The sequence below is a fragment of the Myroides sp. DW712 genome (assembly GCF_046557355.1).
In the GTDB taxonomy this organism is placed as follows: Bacteria; Bacteroidota; Bacteroidia; order Flavobacteriales; family Flavobacteriaceae; genus Flavobacterium.
In genome coordinates, this window is the sequence record NZ_JBKFDO010000005.1 from 59,347 (window position 1) to 76,610 (window position 17,264).

The 17,264-nt window shown below is 35.8% G+C and carries 16 protein-coding genes; 2 read left to right on the forward strand and 14 right to left on the reverse strand.

The genetic code is table 11. The features are described 5' to 3' along the window. Positions 1–4 precede the first annotated feature (4 nt). Together ACLJX0_RS05560 and ACLJX0_RS05565 are read right to left on the reverse strand one after the other, a co-directional pair. A complete protein-coding gene (locus ACLJX0_RS05560) occupies positions 5–1,048 on the reverse strand; it encodes a glycosyltransferase family 9 protein (RefSeq protein WP_410879087.1) in 1,044 nt (347 codons plus the stop codon). A 331-nt stretch (positions 1,049–1,379) separates the two neighbouring features. Then, a complete protein-coding gene (locus tag ACLJX0_RS05565) occupies positions 1,380–1,985 on the reverse strand; it encodes a DUF4254 domain-containing protein (protein ID WP_410879088.1) in 606 nt (201 codons plus the stop codon). A gap of 59 nt (positions 1,986–2,044) precedes the next feature. Here ACLJX0_RS05565 and upp point away from each other — a divergent pair, with 59 nt between their 5' ends. Next, positions 2,045–2,698 carry a uracil phosphoribosyltransferase gene (gene upp, locus ACLJX0_RS05570; protein WP_410879089.1) on the forward strand — a complete coding sequence of 218 codons (654 nt, stop codon included), beginning with the start codon at positions 2,045–2,047 and terminating at the stop codon, positions 2,696–2,698. Here the strand turns inward: upp and ACLJX0_RS05575 are convergent. Continuing rightward, complete coding sequence (locus ACLJX0_RS05575) at positions 2,693–3,631, reverse strand: DUF6427 family protein (RefSeq protein ID WP_410879090.1); 939 nt, start codon at positions 3,629–3,631, stop codon at positions 2,693–2,695. The two genes, upp and ACLJX0_RS05575, sit on opposite strands and share 6 nt — an antisense overlap. Positions 3,632–3,739: 108 nt before the next feature. Here ACLJX0_RS05575 and ACLJX0_RS05580 point away from each other — a divergent pair, with 108 nt between their 5' ends. Further along, entirely contained in the window at positions 3,740–3,970 is a 231-nt protein-coding gene (locus ACLJX0_RS05580) for a DUF6341 family protein (protein WP_410879091.1), read from the forward strand. Positions 3,971–3,979: 9 nt separating this feature from the next. Here the strand turns inward: ACLJX0_RS05580 and purD are convergent, their stop codons facing one another. The 11 genes from purD to ACLJX0_RS05635 all read right to left on the reverse strand — a co-directional run bounded on the left by purD (position 3,980) and on the right by ACLJX0_RS05635 (position 17,249). Further along, entirely contained in the window at positions 3,980–5,251 is a 1,272-nt protein-coding gene (purD, locus tag ACLJX0_RS05585; protein WP_410879092.1) for a phosphoribosylamine--glycine ligase, read from the reverse strand. A gap of 98 nt (positions 5,252–5,349) precedes the next feature. Then, the gene (locus ACLJX0_RS05590; RefSeq protein ID WP_410879093.1) at positions 5,350–6,699 is read right to left on the reverse strand and encodes an exopolysaccharide biosynthesis polyprenyl glycosylphosphotransferase; all 1,350 of its coding nucleotides are present in this window, start codon (positions 6,697–6,699) and stop codon (positions 5,350–5,352) included. Then, positions 6,699–7,682 (reverse strand): UDP-glucuronic acid decarboxylase family protein, encoded by a 984-nt coding sequence (locus tag ACLJX0_RS05595; protein ID WP_410879094.1) that lies wholly within the window; start codon positions 7,680–7,682, stop codon positions 6,699–6,701. Before ACLJX0_RS05595 ends, ACLJX0_RS05590 begins: the two co-directional genes overlap by 1 nt. Next, a complete protein-coding gene (locus ACLJX0_RS05600; RefSeq protein WP_410879095.1) occupies positions 7,679–8,422 on the reverse strand; it encodes a WecB/TagA/CpsF family glycosyltransferase in 744 nt (247 codons plus the stop codon). Before ACLJX0_RS05600 ends, ACLJX0_RS05595 begins: the two co-directional genes overlap by 4 nt. Before the next feature lie 3 nt (positions 8,423–8,425). Further along, positions 8,426–9,628, reverse strand: coding sequence for a hypothetical protein (locus tag ACLJX0_RS05605; RefSeq protein ID WP_410879096.1), 1,203 nt, complete (start codon positions 9,626–9,628; stop codon positions 8,426–8,428). After that, entirely contained in the window at positions 9,604–10,866 is a 1,263-nt protein-coding gene (locus ACLJX0_RS05610) for an O-antigen ligase family protein (RefSeq protein ID WP_410879097.1), read from the reverse strand. The genes ACLJX0_RS05605 and ACLJX0_RS05610 overlap by 25 nt, the downstream gene beginning before the upstream one ends. Next, the gene (locus ACLJX0_RS05615; protein WP_410879098.1) at positions 10,859–12,094 is read right to left on the reverse strand and encodes an O-antigen ligase family protein; all 1,236 of its coding nucleotides are present in this window, start codon (positions 12,092–12,094) and stop codon (positions 10,859–10,861) included. Before ACLJX0_RS05615 ends, ACLJX0_RS05610 begins: the two co-directional genes overlap by 8 nt. 13 nt (positions 12,095–12,107) lie before the next feature. After that, positions 12,108–13,235, reverse strand: a complete 1,128-nt coding sequence (locus tag ACLJX0_RS05620; protein ID WP_410879100.1) for a glycosyltransferase family 4 protein — start codon at positions 13,233–13,235, stop codon at positions 12,108–12,110. Between the two features lie 10 nt (positions 13,236–13,245). Beyond that, positions 13,246–15,072 carry an asparagine synthase (glutamine-hydrolyzing) gene (gene asnB / locus ACLJX0_RS05625; protein WP_410879102.1) on the reverse strand — a complete coding sequence of 609 codons (1,827 nt, stop codon included), beginning with the start codon at positions 15,070–15,072 and terminating at the stop codon, positions 13,246–13,248. 3 nt (positions 15,073–15,075) lie between these two features. Continuing rightward, a complete protein-coding gene (locus ACLJX0_RS05630) occupies positions 15,076–16,029 on the reverse strand; it encodes a glycosyltransferase family 2 protein (RefSeq protein ID WP_410879103.1) in 954 nt (317 codons plus the stop codon). Beyond that, entirely contained in the window at positions 16,020–17,249 is a 1,230-nt protein-coding gene (locus ACLJX0_RS05635) for a flippase (RefSeq protein WP_410879104.1), read from the reverse strand. Before ACLJX0_RS05635 ends, ACLJX0_RS05630 begins: the two co-directional genes overlap by 10 nt. Between the last annotated feature and the right edge of the window lie 15 nt (positions 17,250–17,264).

Below are 17,264 nucleotides of genomic sequence, written 5' to 3' on the forward strand. Positions count from 1 at the left end.
TATGTTATTTTTTATTTGCTACTTCCATCACTTTTTTACAAACCAGGCGAGGATCAATGGTACGCATGGCCTCTTGATAGCCTTCCACCTGTTTATTTCCATACACAGAGGTAGGTAATAAAGGGTATTGGTTTCGATCTGCAGTAAGACAATAGTCCTCCGGCTGATTGAATGGTGCAAACCCCGCATAGGGATGCGTAGCGCCCCATAAAGTTACGACTTTTCCACCTAACATTGCGGCGATATGTGCATTTCCAGAATCCATGGATAACATCACATCTAAGTGTCGCATCAAATTCATTTCTACCTCTAATTTCACTTTACCTGCCATGACAACCACATTGTCATTATCGCGTTTTAGTTGATTTAATAAAGCAATTTCTTTTTCTCCGCCACCAAATAAAAAAACCAAGCTATTTTCTTGTTCTGCTAATTCATCCACTACTTTTTGCATGAGATCAAGCGGATACACTTTACTTTCATATTGAGCAAAAGGAGCAATCCCAATCCACGTTTTGTGTTGATCCTTGCTATATCCTTCCAACTCGGGAGCTAAGGCGGGTTTTACTGGAAAATGCGGATGGTATAGCTTCACGCTAAAACCTAATTTTTGTAGGGTTTGTACGTGGTTTTCGACCATCGTTTGAACCGGTTTAAATACTTTGTTTTCTGCTCGAGTCAGGGCTTTTTTGGCTGCTCTGCCTTTGTCCAACGCTGCCGTGGGAATCCCAGAAAACGCACATAAGGTACGCACGACTTGTGCGCGTAATACATTGTGGAAATCGGCAAAATAATGTGGTTTCAATTTTTTTATGTCCTTGTATAAGCGAATCAACCCCAAAAAACCTTTGTGTTTTTTCTTTACATCTACGGGAAAGAAATCGACACGATCAATTCCCTTAAAAAAAGGTTTGAAAAAAGGGCGGGAAACAACCGTTACTCGTACATTCGGATGTTGTTCGATTAATGCGCGGACAACAGGCACAGTCATGGCCACGTCTCCCATAGCGGATAATCTAAAGATGACAATATGTTTTAAATCTTTCACTAATTTGCTATTTAATTGAAACAAAAAAAGCGTGATTATCCACGCTTTAGCAAACAAAAGTAATTTTTTTTACTCATACAAAAAAATGATATTTTACCTCTTACGTCTTTCTTTTGACATGCTAGAATCAGTAAAACGTTAAAGCACAGAAAAAGGATTACACTCCAACTAGGGTAATATAGGTTGATTACTGACTCTAAAGTAGAGGAAAAGACAAGAAACTAAATATAGAATTAAATTTATCCGTAGTGAATCCAGAAGAAGTATGCAACTGGCTAAAAAAACCAAAGAGGCTATCGTTAGCCTCTTTGGTTCCGTATCGTTGAATATCTTATTTTTTATTTTGGTATAAGACTGGATTTAGTTCCTCGTCATTATACATTTTCATTTGCTTGTAAACTTTCATGTATTTATCTCCATTTGCGATATCGTTTAATAAATCGTCAATTGCTGTAGATAAATCTTGTTTTTGTTCCAATAACACGTCTAATTTTGCTTGACATTTATCGCGGTGATCTTGTGTCGCTTCAGGTCTTGTTGCTTCTTCGCGCATATGGTAAATTTTCAAGGCCAAGATAGAATAACGGTCAATTGCCCAAGCCGGACTTTCTGAATTAATCTTCGCATTGGGTTTTACTGCTACATCTTGATACTTATTCAAGAAATAGCTATCAATGTATTCTACCATATCCGTGCGCTCTTGATTGGACGCATCAATTCTTCTTTTCAAGGCTAAAGCCGCAACTGGATCAATCTGTGGATCGCGAATAATATCCTCAAAATGCCATTGAACCGTATCAATCCAGTTTTTTAGATATAATAAATGTTTAATATCATCTTTCGGATAAGGGTTGTTAATTGGCTGATCTACATTGTCGTATTTATGATAATCGCGAATACTCTCTTCGAATATCGGAAATGCTAAGTCTGAAAACATATGAATAATTTTATTTACAAATATAGTTTTAATACTTTTATGGTACTAATTATACCGTTATGAAAATTCACTATATTTCAGAGGAAAACAGCATTTTAAATCATTTCTTAGCACAGCTTCGCGATGTTAACATTCAGAAAGACAGCATGCGTTTTAGAAAAAACATTGAGCGCATTGGGGAGATTATGGCTTATGAATTGAGTAAGACCTTACCTTATAAATCAGTTGCTGTTCAAACCCCTCTGGGAGTAAAACACACCACTTGTGTCGAAGACAACGTGGTACTTTGTTCGATCCTGCGCGCAGGATTAGCCTTACACACTGGGTTTATGAACTTTTTTGACGATGCGGAAAATGGATTTGTTTCGGCTTATCGCCGTCATGGAAAACATGGAGAAGCGGGTCAAATCTTAGTAGAATACCAAGCAGCACCTTCATTCCAAGATAAAATACTAATTCTTATTGATCCGATGCTAGCCACAGGACAATCGTTAGTTGCCGTAATCAACAAATTAATGACGGAAGAACAACCCAAAGAATTGCATCTTGCAGTTGTTATTGCAGCTCCAGAAGGGATTGCATACTTAGAACAAAGTTTACCTGATGGCGTTCATTTATGGGTCGCTACGCTAGATGAAAAACTAGATGAAAACAATTACATTGTTCCAGGTTTAGGCGATGCGGGTGATTTAGCGTATGGTCAAAAACTATAAAATTATCAATTGCATAAAGTAGAAAAATAATCCAATAAAGAAGATACTATACACGTTTGCCTCTTTTCGCCAACGTTGTGGAATACTTTCAATATAGTTTGCCCCTAAGATGGCCAAAGGAAAAAAAGTAAACAATAGTAATCCGTTGGATTTATCTGCAGAAATACAGTATATCACAGCACCTATGAGAAAAGACAAAATAATTTTCTTGTAGGTGTTTTGCATATTATATGGTTTGCTTTTGATTGCTAAGGCTTGAGAAACCGCATAGAGTAAGGCAATAGACACAAAGACGGCTAAAGCAATATTTTGAAATACATTGTCAAAATACATAAAATCGAAACTCACTTGAACGCGATCCATCCACCAATCTAGAAAGTGCATCTCTTGCATAAGCAAATAGAGGCTCAGAAAAATAGACGCCCCTAACAACGCGACTAAAGGGATAATCCAGTTTCGATAATCTTTTACTCCAAAGAAGGCAATAGCATAAAACAAAAGTGCAAAATAAAGAATGCTCCAAAAGTGAAACAAACTAGCCATACAAATCCATAATGAGGCATCTAATAACTTTTCTTTTGACTGTTTTAACGAGTGTAAAGAAAAAATACGTCTCAGGGCTAACAAAATAAAATAGCTCGCAATAATGACCCTTACATTCTCAAACGAAGTGGGAAAAAGGAACAAAAAACTGGTAAAAATAAGCGGTACATAAGCCGAATCATCCACTAATCGATTCCTAGAAACAATAAATTGAGAGACATACATCATCAGCAATAGCAACAATAAAACACTTCCTCTTTTGATGATTTCGAAAGTAGTCCATTCAATGCTAAAATCTAAACCAATAAATAAACTGTAGCCTATTACGATTAAAAGCGTAAGCATGATATAGTTAATCGGTCTAGTTTTACTAAAAATACTTGCTAACATGTATATATTTTATATTTTTGTAGTATAATTTGTTTCTTTGGGTATTTTGTATTCGTACTAAATATTATAGCATTCAAATACTATTATCTAATTTAAAAATAAAGGAAAATGACTTCATTTTTTAATGGTTTAGGATTCTTGTTTGAAAAGGTACTTTTCATCCCAATGGATTTCTTTGCAAAACTAGAACTTGAGAACTGGTGGACTGCAAACATCATTACTTGGATTTTCATCCTAATTACGTGCTACTACTTTGTATTTTGGTTAAAACAATTACAACTGTTTAAATCAAATGACGAAGATACACAAGATACGACAGCCCACTCCTTTCTAAAGTAATCAACTATCTTAAAGATCGAATCCGATATCTTTACGATAATAAATCTTATCAAAATTTAGTTTATCTATATTTTGATAAGATTTTTTTAATGCCTCTTCGTACGAGTTTCCATAGGATGTAACGGCTAAAACACGTCCTCCATTGGTGACGATTTGGTTCTCTTTTACTGTGGTTCCTGCGTGAAAAACAATTGAATCTTCTACGCTTTCAATTCCTGTAATTACTTTTCCTTTCTCATAATCCCCTGGATATCCTCCAGACACAAGCATAACAGTGGTTGCTGTACGTTCGTCTAATTCAATGGTCATAGCAGCTAACTCTTCGTTTGCCATAGCTTGAAATAACGCCACTAAATCTGATTTTACCCTTGGCATTACTACCTCTGTTTCGGGATCTCCCATGCGAACATTATATTCGATTACCATAGGATCATCACCTACTTTGATGATACCAATGAATATAAATCCTTTATAGTCTAACTGATCTTTTTTAATGCCTTCTACTGTAGGAATTACAATGCGATCTTCTATTTTTTTCAAGAATTCAGCTGTTGCAAAAGGTACCGGAGAAACGGCTCCCATCCCACCAGTATTCAATCCTTTATCTCCTTCGCCAATGCGTTTGTAGTCTTTGGCTGTAGGTAATAATTTATAGGATGTTCCATCAGTCAAAACGAAACAACTTAACTCAATCCCCGACAAGAACTCTTCAATGACTACTTTAGAGCTAGCATCACCAAATTTGGCGTCTACTAACATGTTTTCTAATTCAGCTTTTGCATCATCTAAATCTTCCAAAATCACCACACCTTTACCCGCTGCAAGTCCGTCAGCTTTTAAAACATAAGGTGCTTTTACTGTTTCTAAGAATTTTTTTCCTTCTTCTACCGTATCTTTTGTAAAACTTTGATAGGCTGCTGTAGGGATTTGATGCCTCATGAGGAATTCCTTTGCAAAATCCTTACTACCTTCTAATTGAGCTGCTTCTTTTGAAGGTCCTATAACTGGAATATGCTGAATTGTTGAGTCTTGTTTAAAGAAGTCAACAATTCCCTTTACTAAAGGATCTTCTGGTCCTACCACTACCATGTCAATTTGATACGCTAGAACGGTCTGTTTTACCGCGTCAAAATCATTGGGATTGATTGCTATATTTTGTGCAATCTGTGCTGTTCCAGCATTTCCAGGAGCTACAAATACAGCTTCACACTGTGGACTTTGTAACATCTTCCAAGTAAGTGCATGTTCGCGTCCACCTGAACCTAATAATAAAATTTTCATTACGTGTGTTGTTTGTTATTATGGTTCAAAAATAATTATAAAAAAACGAATAAAGAAAAACTTCCTAAGAATAAGAAGCGCAAGTGGATAAAAAGCAACTAGTATGCTTTTTCTTCTCCAGCAAAAACGTTGTACACCGTCAGATAGATAATCTTCATATCTAGTAAAATGGACCAGTTTTCCAGGTAAAACAAATCGTATTTGAAGCGATTGATAATATCGCGATCATTTTCAATTTCTCCGCGATAACCGTGAGTTTGAGCCATACCTGTAATACCCGGTTTAACCAAGTGTCTCAACATAAATCGACTCACGCGTTTGGAATACATCTTGGTGTGTACAACCATATGGGGTCGTGGCCCTACAATGGACATATCACCCAAAAACACATTGATAAACTGCGGAAATTCATCCAAACTCGACTTGCGTAAAAAAGCGCCAATTTTCGTAATTCGCTGATCATTTCGTGTAGCTTGTTGTTTATCACTCTCATCATTGATTCGCATGGATCGAAACTTGTAACACCAGAAATCTTCATCGTTTAATCCCGTTCGTTTTTGTTTAAAGAACACAGGTCCTTTGGATTCTTTCTTAATCAAAATAGCAATTAGAGGAACCAACCACGATAAAACCAACACGATAACAAGGAAAGAAAAAACCAGATCAAATAAGCGTTTCAACAATTTGTTGTAGGGTTTATCCAACGGAATAACACGTCTAGGCACTACGGGGATTAAATCGTAGTATTCAATGGTTAAATTATTGTTTAGAATATCCTTTTGTGTAGGTACATAGCGTACTGTAATCATACTATTGTCTGCAAATTCGAGAATTTCCAGAAAGTTTTTCTCCTTGGTCAAAGAGAACTGCATAAAAAGTTCATCCACCAAATTTTGAGATAAATAAGCTTTAAGGCTTTCTAAACTCTCATCTTCCAAATTAAAAAAGTGATTATTAATGCGATAACCTAAATCTTTTCGTTTTAACAATACAGATTTAAGGTTATTAATTTCTTTGTCATTCCCCAAAAGCACAATATTTCTGAAGTTACCACCCAAAAATTTTCGGATGTACTTCAGCAGGAAGAAAATGGTAAATTTTATCGTACAGATAATGACAAAAATCGAGATTCCATAACCAATGAGATCCCTAATTTCGGCAAAACGCTCAAAAACGCCATTATACGACGCAACCAATATAAATTGGAATACAAATTGCTTGAATACTTTTTCGGCTACGTGAACGGTCTTGGTATGTCGATATACCTCGTAATAGTCGCTTAATCCTGCGGCAATGAGCCATCCTAAAGACAATACAAGATGAAACAAATAATGTTGCTCCGTCAAGGTGGAAAACCACACCTGAGCCATCATGTTGATTGTAATTAAATCAATACAAGTTGTTAATGGGCGGATGATATAAGAATACCTCCCTGCTTTTTTACTCATTAATAAATGTAGTTTGAAAAATCTTTGTGTTCTTCTTTAGCCAAATCAGCTGTTGTAAATGCCTTGAAATAAGCTAAAGTTCGTTGCATTCCTTCTGCACGACCAACTGTAGGAGCCCATCCCAAAATCATTTGAGCTTTGGTTATATCAGGACAACGCTGCAAAGGATCATTTATTGGCAAATCTTTATAAATTATTTTTTGTTCACTATTTGTCAAGCGGATAATTTCTTGAGCGAAATCTAAGATGGAAATTTCATCTGGGTTACCAATATTCACTGGTAAATGATAATCTGACAGCAACAAGCGATAGATCCCTTCCACTTGATCGTCTACATAACAAAACGAACGCGTTTGACTTCCGTCGCCAAAAACAGTTAAGTCTTCCCCTCTCAAGGCTTGTCCAATAAAGGCTGGAATTACTCTGCCGTCATTGAGTCGCATACGAGGTCCATACGTATTAAAAATACGCACAATTCTCGTTTCTAAACCGTGAAAGGTATGGTACGCCATCGTCATGGACTCTTGGAAGCGTTTTGCCTCGTCGTAAACCCCTCTTGGACCAATACTATTGACATTGCCATAATATTCTTCGGTCTGTGGATGAACTAAAGGATCTCCATATACTTCGGAAGTTGAAGCGATTAAAATACGCGCCTTTTTTACGCGTGCTAGGCCCAATAAGTTATGTGTACCTAAAGATCCTACTTTTAAGGTTTGAATGGGTATTTTTAAATAGTCGATTGGGCTTGCTGGAGAGGCAAAATGAAGAATATAATCCAATGAACCAGGAACATGCACAAACTTTGTTACATCGTGATGATAGAACTCAAAATGAGCTTCTGAAAACAAATGTTCGATATTCTTCAAATCACCTGTAATGAGATTATCCATGCCTATGACATGGAATCCCTCTGCGAGGAATCGATCACATAAATGAGATCCTAAGAAACCTGCTGCTCCAGTTATTAAAATTCGTTTCATTTTTTTTGTATTAGTTCTTTTGCTATTAAACCTAGGAACTTGCCATTATCGACAAAACTTCTTTTCCACATTCGTTTTGGTTCTTGTAAAAAGCGATAAAACCACTCCATACCTATTTTCTGCATCCATACAGGTGCCCTCTTTACTTTACCTGAAATTACGTCAAAACTTCCGCCTACTCCCATAATAAACCCCACCGTTTGCAAGGCCTCTTTATACGTGGATAAAAAGATTTCCTTTTTTGGTGAGCTCATGGCTACAAAAAGATACGTGGACTGACTTTGTACAATAGCCTCAATTATTTCGTGCTCTTCTTTTGCTGTAAAATAGCCATTTCGGTACCCTCCGATTATTTCTTCCCCATATTTTGAGGAATAAATCCTCGCTACTTCCGTGACAACGTCCTCTTTTGCTCCTAATAAGAAAATTTTTTCCTTTCTTTTGCTAGCATTTTGAACCAATTGATCAAAAAGATCAATACCCGCTACTCTTTCTTTTAGTGGTTTTCTTAAGAGTTTAGAAGCCCATACCACAGCCATTCCATCAGCATTAACCAAATCTGCCTTGAGGATGCTTTCTTTTAGTTCAGCATCGTGTTGCATATTGACCAATTTAGCTGCATTAACAACAATGTGTAGTATAGGTTGTTTATTATCAATGGATTCATTGATAACAGCAATAGTTTCAGCCATCGTTAAATTAGCAATATCTATATCAAAAAAGTGTTGTGTCGCTTCCACTAATTAGTCTATTTTTTTTACCATTTCTCCGTTATTTATTAAAAATAAAACCCAAAGAATAAAAAATATGGATGAAAAATTAACAAATAACTGCCCTACAAAAATACTAATTATTAAAATACTCAAATAACAAAAAGAGAGATATTGTTTTGTATTAGGTTCCATTCCGAGAACTATTCCACTTTTATAGTATAAATACAGTACATAAATCAAGCCAAAACCACCAAAAAAAACATACAAATCGACGAGACTCATCTCAAACAATCCGAGTTCTGGTAGTTTTCCGCCAATAAAATAGTTCTCCCACTGCCACTTTTCAAGGTACAAGGTTCCTTTTTCTACAAAGATTTCATTTCGAAAACTCATCAAACTAGTTAACAAGCCATGTTCAGAATAAATGGATTTAAACAGCTGAAATGTACTGCTTTGCGTAGCAACTCCACTTATTCCCAAAAGAATAATACTGGCAGTCGCCCCTAAAATACTCAAATAAAAAACCTTCTTTTTATATCCTTGATTTACCCAACACATATAAAGAATAAAAAGCCCATTAAACAAGTAAATACCTTTTGTACCTACCAAGAGAGAGCATCCTAAAATAAAATAAAAAATCCAAGAATTCCATATTTTCAGTATATGGGTATAGTAGAAGCTAAGGCAAATACTCCCAATAAAAAAGTACGTTGCGGCGGCTGATTTATGAAGTAGTCCGGTATAGCCAAATCGCATTCCTCCACGGTATGTTTTGAACAGCGTAATCTCAAAGAGAAGACCTAAAATTATAGAGAAACAAACAACTAAAATCACTCCAAGTGTCAAGCGCAAAGCCTTACTAAAAGTAGATGGAGTCGCTTTCAAATACAAGGATTGGAAAAAAAAAGCCATGCTAATTCCACCGCTATACAGCATCCACTCGCGCAATATAGTCAGCCAAGGAATCGCTTTCCAGCTAGGATACAACACTCCTTGTCCCACGAGGACCATTCCTCCTAAAATCAATGCACCATAGAGGGGTTGGTATACCTTGCGTTTGAGTAAACCCCTACACATCAGTACTAAAAATAATAGTTTAATGCCTTTTGCTACATTTATAAAAATAGTATCCACCTGTGGATCAAGTAGACGCGTTCCAATAAAATCTAACAGCAATTGCAGTAGTAAAAATATACCGCTTACTAGAATTAATCTGTTATTTTGCTTTTCCAACTTAAAAAGGTAAATAGATTTCCAAAAAACGCAAAAAAGATAATAGTAGTATTGAGATAAAGCACAGAATCAAACATACACGATAGTGCAACAGCTATAATCAAACCAAAATATACCCTATCTCTACCCAAGCAAGCGAGTCGCAGCTGATAATAGAGGTAAAACACAAAACAACCTAACCCCAGAAAACCATAGGCTACCAAAAAGGATAGATATTGATTATGAGGACCATATTCATAGGCTAAGGCATGCTGTAAATCCGCTTCTTTATATGCAACTAGCACCTCTTGATCTTCACTACCAGCACCAAATCCCAGCAAAGGTTTTTGTAGGGCATGCTTATAAATTGCCTCCCAACGCGAAACTCTACTATCGTTTTGATGCTGATCGTCATAAAAAGTTCCATTGTTTTCTTTCAATTCCCAGATCAACTGATCCGTCATACGCTCATAGATATAAGTATCTTTCAGCAACATTAATCCCCCTGTAGCCATTGCAATTCCTAAAACAAGTAATCCGACAAATCGACCTTTACTCTTTCGAAATAGTGCACTACCCCGTTGAAAAGAATAAACCATCCCATAGAGGGCTAATAGCAAATAAACAGCTCTTGAATTCAAGAAAATAATACAGAGAATCAAGATGAAACTAAAGATTATTTTCAATACTTTGTTCGTCCAATATTTAGATTCATGGAGCACCAAAAGCGCAAAAATATAGTACGTTCCTAAAAGGGTTGGATGAAATTTTAAAAAAGTAGCGAATTCATGGTAGGTGTAATAGTACCCAAATAAATCTTCTTCAATAATCCATCCTCCTTTAGCTAAAAAGTAGTCATAAAAATTGTGTCCTAGTAAAATAACACTGCTTATCACGCAGCCATAAACAAAATACTGCGTGGCTTTTTCGCGTATACCTTGAAGTAAATCAAAGGGAGCGAAAAGGAATAAGAAGGGAACTAAGAGGTAGGAAAAATAATTGCCAAATAACTTAAACGCCCGACTCGTATAGTCAGTGTAGGTTAATCCAAGAAGCAACAAGACGATGATAAAGATAGTAGTACCAAAAATAAATTTACTCCAATTAGCAATCGTACTTGGAACTGCTTGCCTGTTTTTAAGTAAATGAACAGCAATAAACACCGCAAAGATACCCAATGCAACATTGCCCAATTTGGTGTAAATAGGGGTTACGACTCCAAAAAGTCCAGCAGCATAAAAAACAAATTTTCTATCCATCTGATTTTTTATAATAAGCTAAAGACAAGACAAAACCGATGAATATACCAGCAATACCAGAATTAAAAATATGCCCCGAAAGGCAAGACAGTAAAACAAGGATGAATCCACATAGTAAACTCAACTTTGCATAGACAAAACTTGTTTTCTTCTTTATCAGTTTTAAAACTTTGTTATAATATACCCCTAATAATACACCGAAAAGTAGTGCACCCAGATAGCCATAAGTAAACAAAATATCTAAAAAATCAATTTCTATCTTTTGATTCGCTAGCTCTTCAAAGCTTGTATTCCCAACGCCAATCCACTTTTCTAAGGTTGTATAACTCGATTCAAAGATAGGCAACATTTCGGCTAAAAAGATATTTCGACTTGAAAGCATAAACGTAAAGAAATCCATCTTATGCCAAAAGAACAAATAACGGCTCATAATGGCCGAATTTTGAACAAAAAGAACAATCCCACCTAAAAAAACAAGGCAGACCGTTAGAATATACAACAAGCGTTTTACCGTTTTTTTACTACGTAAATCAAACCTAGTAGTGCTTCCGATGATTAGGAGATAGACTAATATAATACCCAACATACCTGTTTTCGAACTAATTAGAAGCCCTAGAAAAAAACTAATCACGCCGTACGTGACAAATAATCGAACATTTTTATTAACTACCCAATAGTAGTACCCCAAAATACAGGAAAGAATAATCAATAAGGCAGAAATCTCATTTCCTGCAATAAAAAAACCTCTTGACCCAATATTGCCAGTGAGGTACATCGGATAGCCTAAACCAACTAATTTCAGGCTTAAATTCACTGCTAATACGAAATATGACAACTTAATCCATATAAAATATTTGGGAATTTCAGCCCGGGGTAGCGTTGACAGTACAACCTTAAAATAAAAAAAGGATATAACGATTATCAAATACTTAAAAGCGAATATTAAGTCTTGAATAATAATCTTTGCATCAATCATTCCCTTACTCCACCGCACGACAGAGGGTAAAATCATGTAGCCAAACAAGGCAAAAACAATCCCAAGGTACTTCGGTGTTTTTAGCAAGCGCAACAAGAAAAGACCAACAAGTCCTAATTTATAGACTTGACTAATAGAAAAAGGAGTTTCTATATTGTTTTCATACAGCATTCCATTGATGGAATCAATGATCAAAATAGGCAATAACAGTGCCCATATAACTATATCGATATCTTGAATTTTTATTTTCAATTTTCTTATACTTTTACATCAGCTTACGCAATAGCGTTAACTCTTTTTCTCCTTGTGTATTCCAATTGATTTGTTGCATAGCTATCCTTCCCGAAGTAATCATGTGATCAAAGGCTTCCCTATCTTTACATATCGTTACAATTCTTTGAGCAAAATGCTCCATTCCTTCTTGTTCATCATATAACAAACCGGTTTTATTATCTTGAATGAATTCAGGTATTGCCGTTTTATTTGTACTAAGAACCAATAACTTAGAAGCCATTGCTTCACACATGGTAACCCCTTGCGTATCTGATTTAGAAAACGCATTAAAGATCCCATATTGTTGAAACAATTGGGGCAATTCTTCTCGAACAAAGAATTGTTTTACAATACGAACGCGATGATTCAGTTTTAATTCTTGAATCAGCTGATTAATTTTTGGGTAATCTTCTCCTTCACCATAAATATCCAAGGTAAAGGCATCTGGCATAAATTGCATCAAACGCACACAATCCTCTACGGGATATTCGCTATTCAAAGGGCGAATGCACAACATTTTGTATCTGGATTCAAATCCTCCACTACTTGTAAAGAAATCGACATCAATGCCATTGGGAATAACCGAAATTGCCTGTTGATCTACGCCATAAATTCCTTGCAATTTAGAGGCTAGCCATTTTGAAGGTGTGAGAATTGCATACTTTTTATTTTGCATTATTTTCTTGAAAAATCGAGCCATTGCATATCTTTTCCACCCATTTGTATAGCAGACTTTAACCATGCTTTTTAGCTTCCACTTAAAGTCAAAAAAACCATCTGGATAGAGTAAAACATCTGCCCCATGCAGATAAATTGCCGTATTATACTGCTTTTTTCTAATGGCATTATAAATAGAAAAGCCTCCATCAACAAGTGGATATTGATTTAAAAGATGCAAATACAGCACATCAAATTGTGTCAATAAGCGGACTAGGACTTTAGCAGGCGCTTCTTTCACCGCAATGCCTTGAAACGTGTAATTTTCTTCTGATTTTGCTGGAACCAATACTGTTACCTCTACTCCTTGTGACTGAAAATACAGTGCACGAACATGAACAAACATATGATTATATGGTTGGTTTTCTTTCGGATATCTAGATGTAATCAGGGCTAACTTCATGAATTTTAAATTATTGAATCAAATAGTACAGAGACAATAGGGTAAATATTTGTTTTTCTCTATTATACCCTGCTTGGTGTTCTTTGAACACTTGCAAAACGGCTTTCCTATCGAATAGTTCAAAATAAACACTTTTCTTGGTATTACTCAATAAATTTATATAATAATCACCTAAATCTTCTCTAAACCACTTTTCTGTCGGAGATAAAAATCCTTTTTTAGGACGATGTATAATCTCCTTTGGCAATACTTCTGCAGCAAAAGCTCGATGAATTCGCTTGGTTTGATTTCCCAAAATTTTATAGTCCACAGGTAAGGACTCTAAAAAAGCAACCAATTCTAGATCCAACATCGGTACGCGCGTTTCTACAGTAAAATTCATGGAAACTTTATCCGTATACATGAGCAAGTCATCCGCGAGGTTCATTCTTGCATCAATAGTCATCATCCCCTCTACCCCTTTTTTGTTTTGACAAGCTAAGAGGTCATAAAAATACTGAATGCGGCTTTTGCTCTTGGTATCTTGAATACCGAGTAGCGCTTGAATCTCCTCATCTGAAAACAGCGCATAAATCTGTTCCCAGCGTTTAATCGGGTCGTGAATTGATAGCGATTGAGTGGCGCGAATCCACGATTCTTTTTTAGAAAATCTGGCAACGGGTCGCAGTAAATCAAATAAGAACGCAGGATAACGTTGAGCTAGCATTTCCCCCCTATAACGCGTATATCCTCCTAAAGGTTCATCTGCTCCTTGTCCTGTCAAAACAACCTTTACATCCTTACTAACGGCTTTATTCAAATAATACATGGGTAAAATAGACGTTGTTCCTAATGGTTCTTCAACAATTTTACAAGTTTCTTCAAATATTTGCTGAAAATTATCTGCAGAAATCACGAGGCTATGATGCTCCGTTTGAAGGAAATCTGCAGAACGCTGCGCCTCTTCTAACTCATTAGCAAATGCATGATCTACAAAACCAATGGTATAGGTCTTCATTTTTGTTGGCGTATGTTTTTGTGCAAAATAAGTCACTAAAGCAGAGTCAATTCCTCCACTTAACAAAGAACCAATTTCTACATCTGCCATCAATTGGCGTTTTACTGCCGCTTCAAACAATACTCCATATTTTTCAACCGCTTGAGTAAAACTATAATGTTTTGATAATTCAACAGGCTTTAAGTAGGTGGTTATCGTTAAATGTTGTAGGGGCTGAGTCAAATCACAATGCAAAATATGGCCGGGTCTCAATTTCTGAATATGAGTATAAATTGTATCAGGAGCGGGATTATAGCGAAGCTTCAAAAGTGAAGCTATGTTTTCTTTCGCTAGAGATGCCTCTTGTCTAATTTTGTGTAGCGGTCTTAGTTCAGAAGCAAAACAAAGTCGATCCTCTGAATCTTGGGTATAATACAGTGGTTTTATACCAAAAGGATCACGAACTAAATACATTTTTTGTTGAACTACATCGAGGAAGCATAAGCTAAAAATTCCATTAAAATCCTTTACCCCTTGAATACCAAAAGTCGCTAGATAATACAGTATTGTTTCTGTATCTGACTCTCCATTAAACTCTACCAGTGGCAACTTAGCGCGAAGCTCTCGATGGTTGTAAATTTCACCATTGAATACGAGGACAAAATCACCTTGTTTTGTTCTCATTGGTTGATGTCCCGCTTCGGTTAGCTCCACAATAGCTAATCGTCTATGGCCTAAATACACGCTGTTCTGTCCAATCACAACAGATTCTAACGCCCCGCTATCTGGCCCACGATGAATAAGCGTATTTAAAATTTCTTCATTCAAGGGCCAATTAATACTACCTAAAATACCACACATCGCTTATTTTTTTAACGTCAACAATACTTTGTTCGCTATAAAAGGAGAAAGAAACAAAGCCATCCTTAATCCCTTATTTATCGTTTTAGATTTAATAATATCAAACCTATATTTTTTAAACAACCTTTGGTATTCCGCTAGTGATTCCCCAAGTTCCTTCTTTTCTCCTGTGTACTTTGCTATAATTCTAGCAGCTCCAATAAAGCTATAAAAAAACGTTTTCTCCACTTGAAATAACGCCTTGTTTTTACTGTATAATACTTCGAGATCTTGTACTAAAGCAATAACATCCTGTACATTTTGCTTTTTAGGCACTGAGGTCATCGTGGAATTTGCTCGAATTACATAATTGTAAAACGGAACATCTGCCGTATTCACATGGTGGGCCACTATGAAATTTTCAACAACAAAATTTACATCTTCATATTTTCGCTTTTTAAAAGACGATTGATGTTCAATTAAAAATGATCGACGATACAACTTGTTCCAAACAACTACGGATAAAACATCCACTGTATTTAAATAGTCTCTACCGGTTTTTCTTCTGGGTATTTGTGCATTTTTCTTTTCTATTCGATTCCCCTCCATTTGGTAGTACGAACAATCTAAAATATCCAAATTCTCCTGTCTCATTTGACAAAAAAGCTTCTGAAGTACCTGTTTATCTGCTGTCAAATAATCATCACTATCAATAAATAGAATAAATTCACCTTTTGCCTCCAAAAGGCCAATATTCCTTGCATTTCCTTGTCCACCATTTTGATCTAATGCGAGCACCTTTACGCGTTTATCCTGTTGATATTTCTGCAAGACAGCAAGGGAATGATCTGTAGAACAATCGTCAATAGCGATTATTTCCAAATCAATTTCTTCCTGTTGTAAAATCGATTCCATACAACTCGGTAAATACTGCGCTGCATTATACACCGGAATAATAATAGACAAGGCTACGGACATACTTTAACAATATATTTTCGATAATAAAACCAAGATAACACAAATAGACCTAACTCTAGCGCTACCCTCAAACCGATGGTTCCATAAAGCCCCATTCTAGGAATAATAATATAGCTCAGACCAATAGTCAACAACGCAAACACAATATGTATTCCCAAGAAAACCTTATCCTTCTTCATATTTAACAACCCTTGATACGAATACAAGTTGGTTAAACAAGCAAACAAGGGAAGCAGTAAAAAACATTGAAAAGGAATTGTTGCATCTAGGTATTCTTCTCCAAATAATAGTTTGATAATCCATTCCGCAAATACAAAAGAGAACAGGGCAATTCCCAAATTTAAAAGAATTAGCAACTGAGCTGCTTTCTTCATTTTTTGCCTAAAAGCGGCAGTATCTTTAGCAAAAAGACCCGCCATAAAAGGAAAAAACGATTGGCTAAAAGGAACCAATAAAATAGTTTGTATCGTGATTACCAACTTGAATGCAGTGGAATAAACCCCTAGTTCGGCCTCACTCACATATTGTTTCATAATAATAAACGAAAAAGAAGCAATTACAGAAACTAATAAAGTGGACACAAAGACGGCTAAGCCTTCCTTAAAACGAGTGCGAATATCCGTAAAAGATACCTTAACTAATCGCACTTTATAGCGTTTTATGACGAGATAAAAAGCATATCCTCCTGCCAAAACTTGGGCTAACGATTGTAAAAGGTTATAAATCCAATAGGACGATTTATCTCTCAGCAAAAAGATAACGAGGGCTAATACACCTATTTTAATAACAAAATTTACGATCGATACAAAGGCTATTTTTTCAATTCCTTGAAAAAACCAAATAGGAAAAAAAACAAAACCGATGTTGATAATATAGGTAACCCATAAAACTTTACGCAATTCATATAAACTCTCATCGTAATAAATCAAGGAATAAAAGATAAGCGTTGCTACTATAAACAACAGCATTTTACATAGAATTACCTGAGTGAAAATTTTATTTAACTGCACCTTATTGTCTCGATTTAACGAGATTTCCCTGGTAGCAGTATAATTAAATCCGTAATCGATCAGCACCGTAAAGTATAGTACAAATACACGAGCATATTCTAATTTTCCATAGTTTTCTACCCCTACAATCCTACTGATATAAGGAATTAAAATAAGCGGTACGGCATAATTTGCGAGCTGAATCAGTGTCAATGAAGACATATTCTTCATTAAATCACTTTTGAA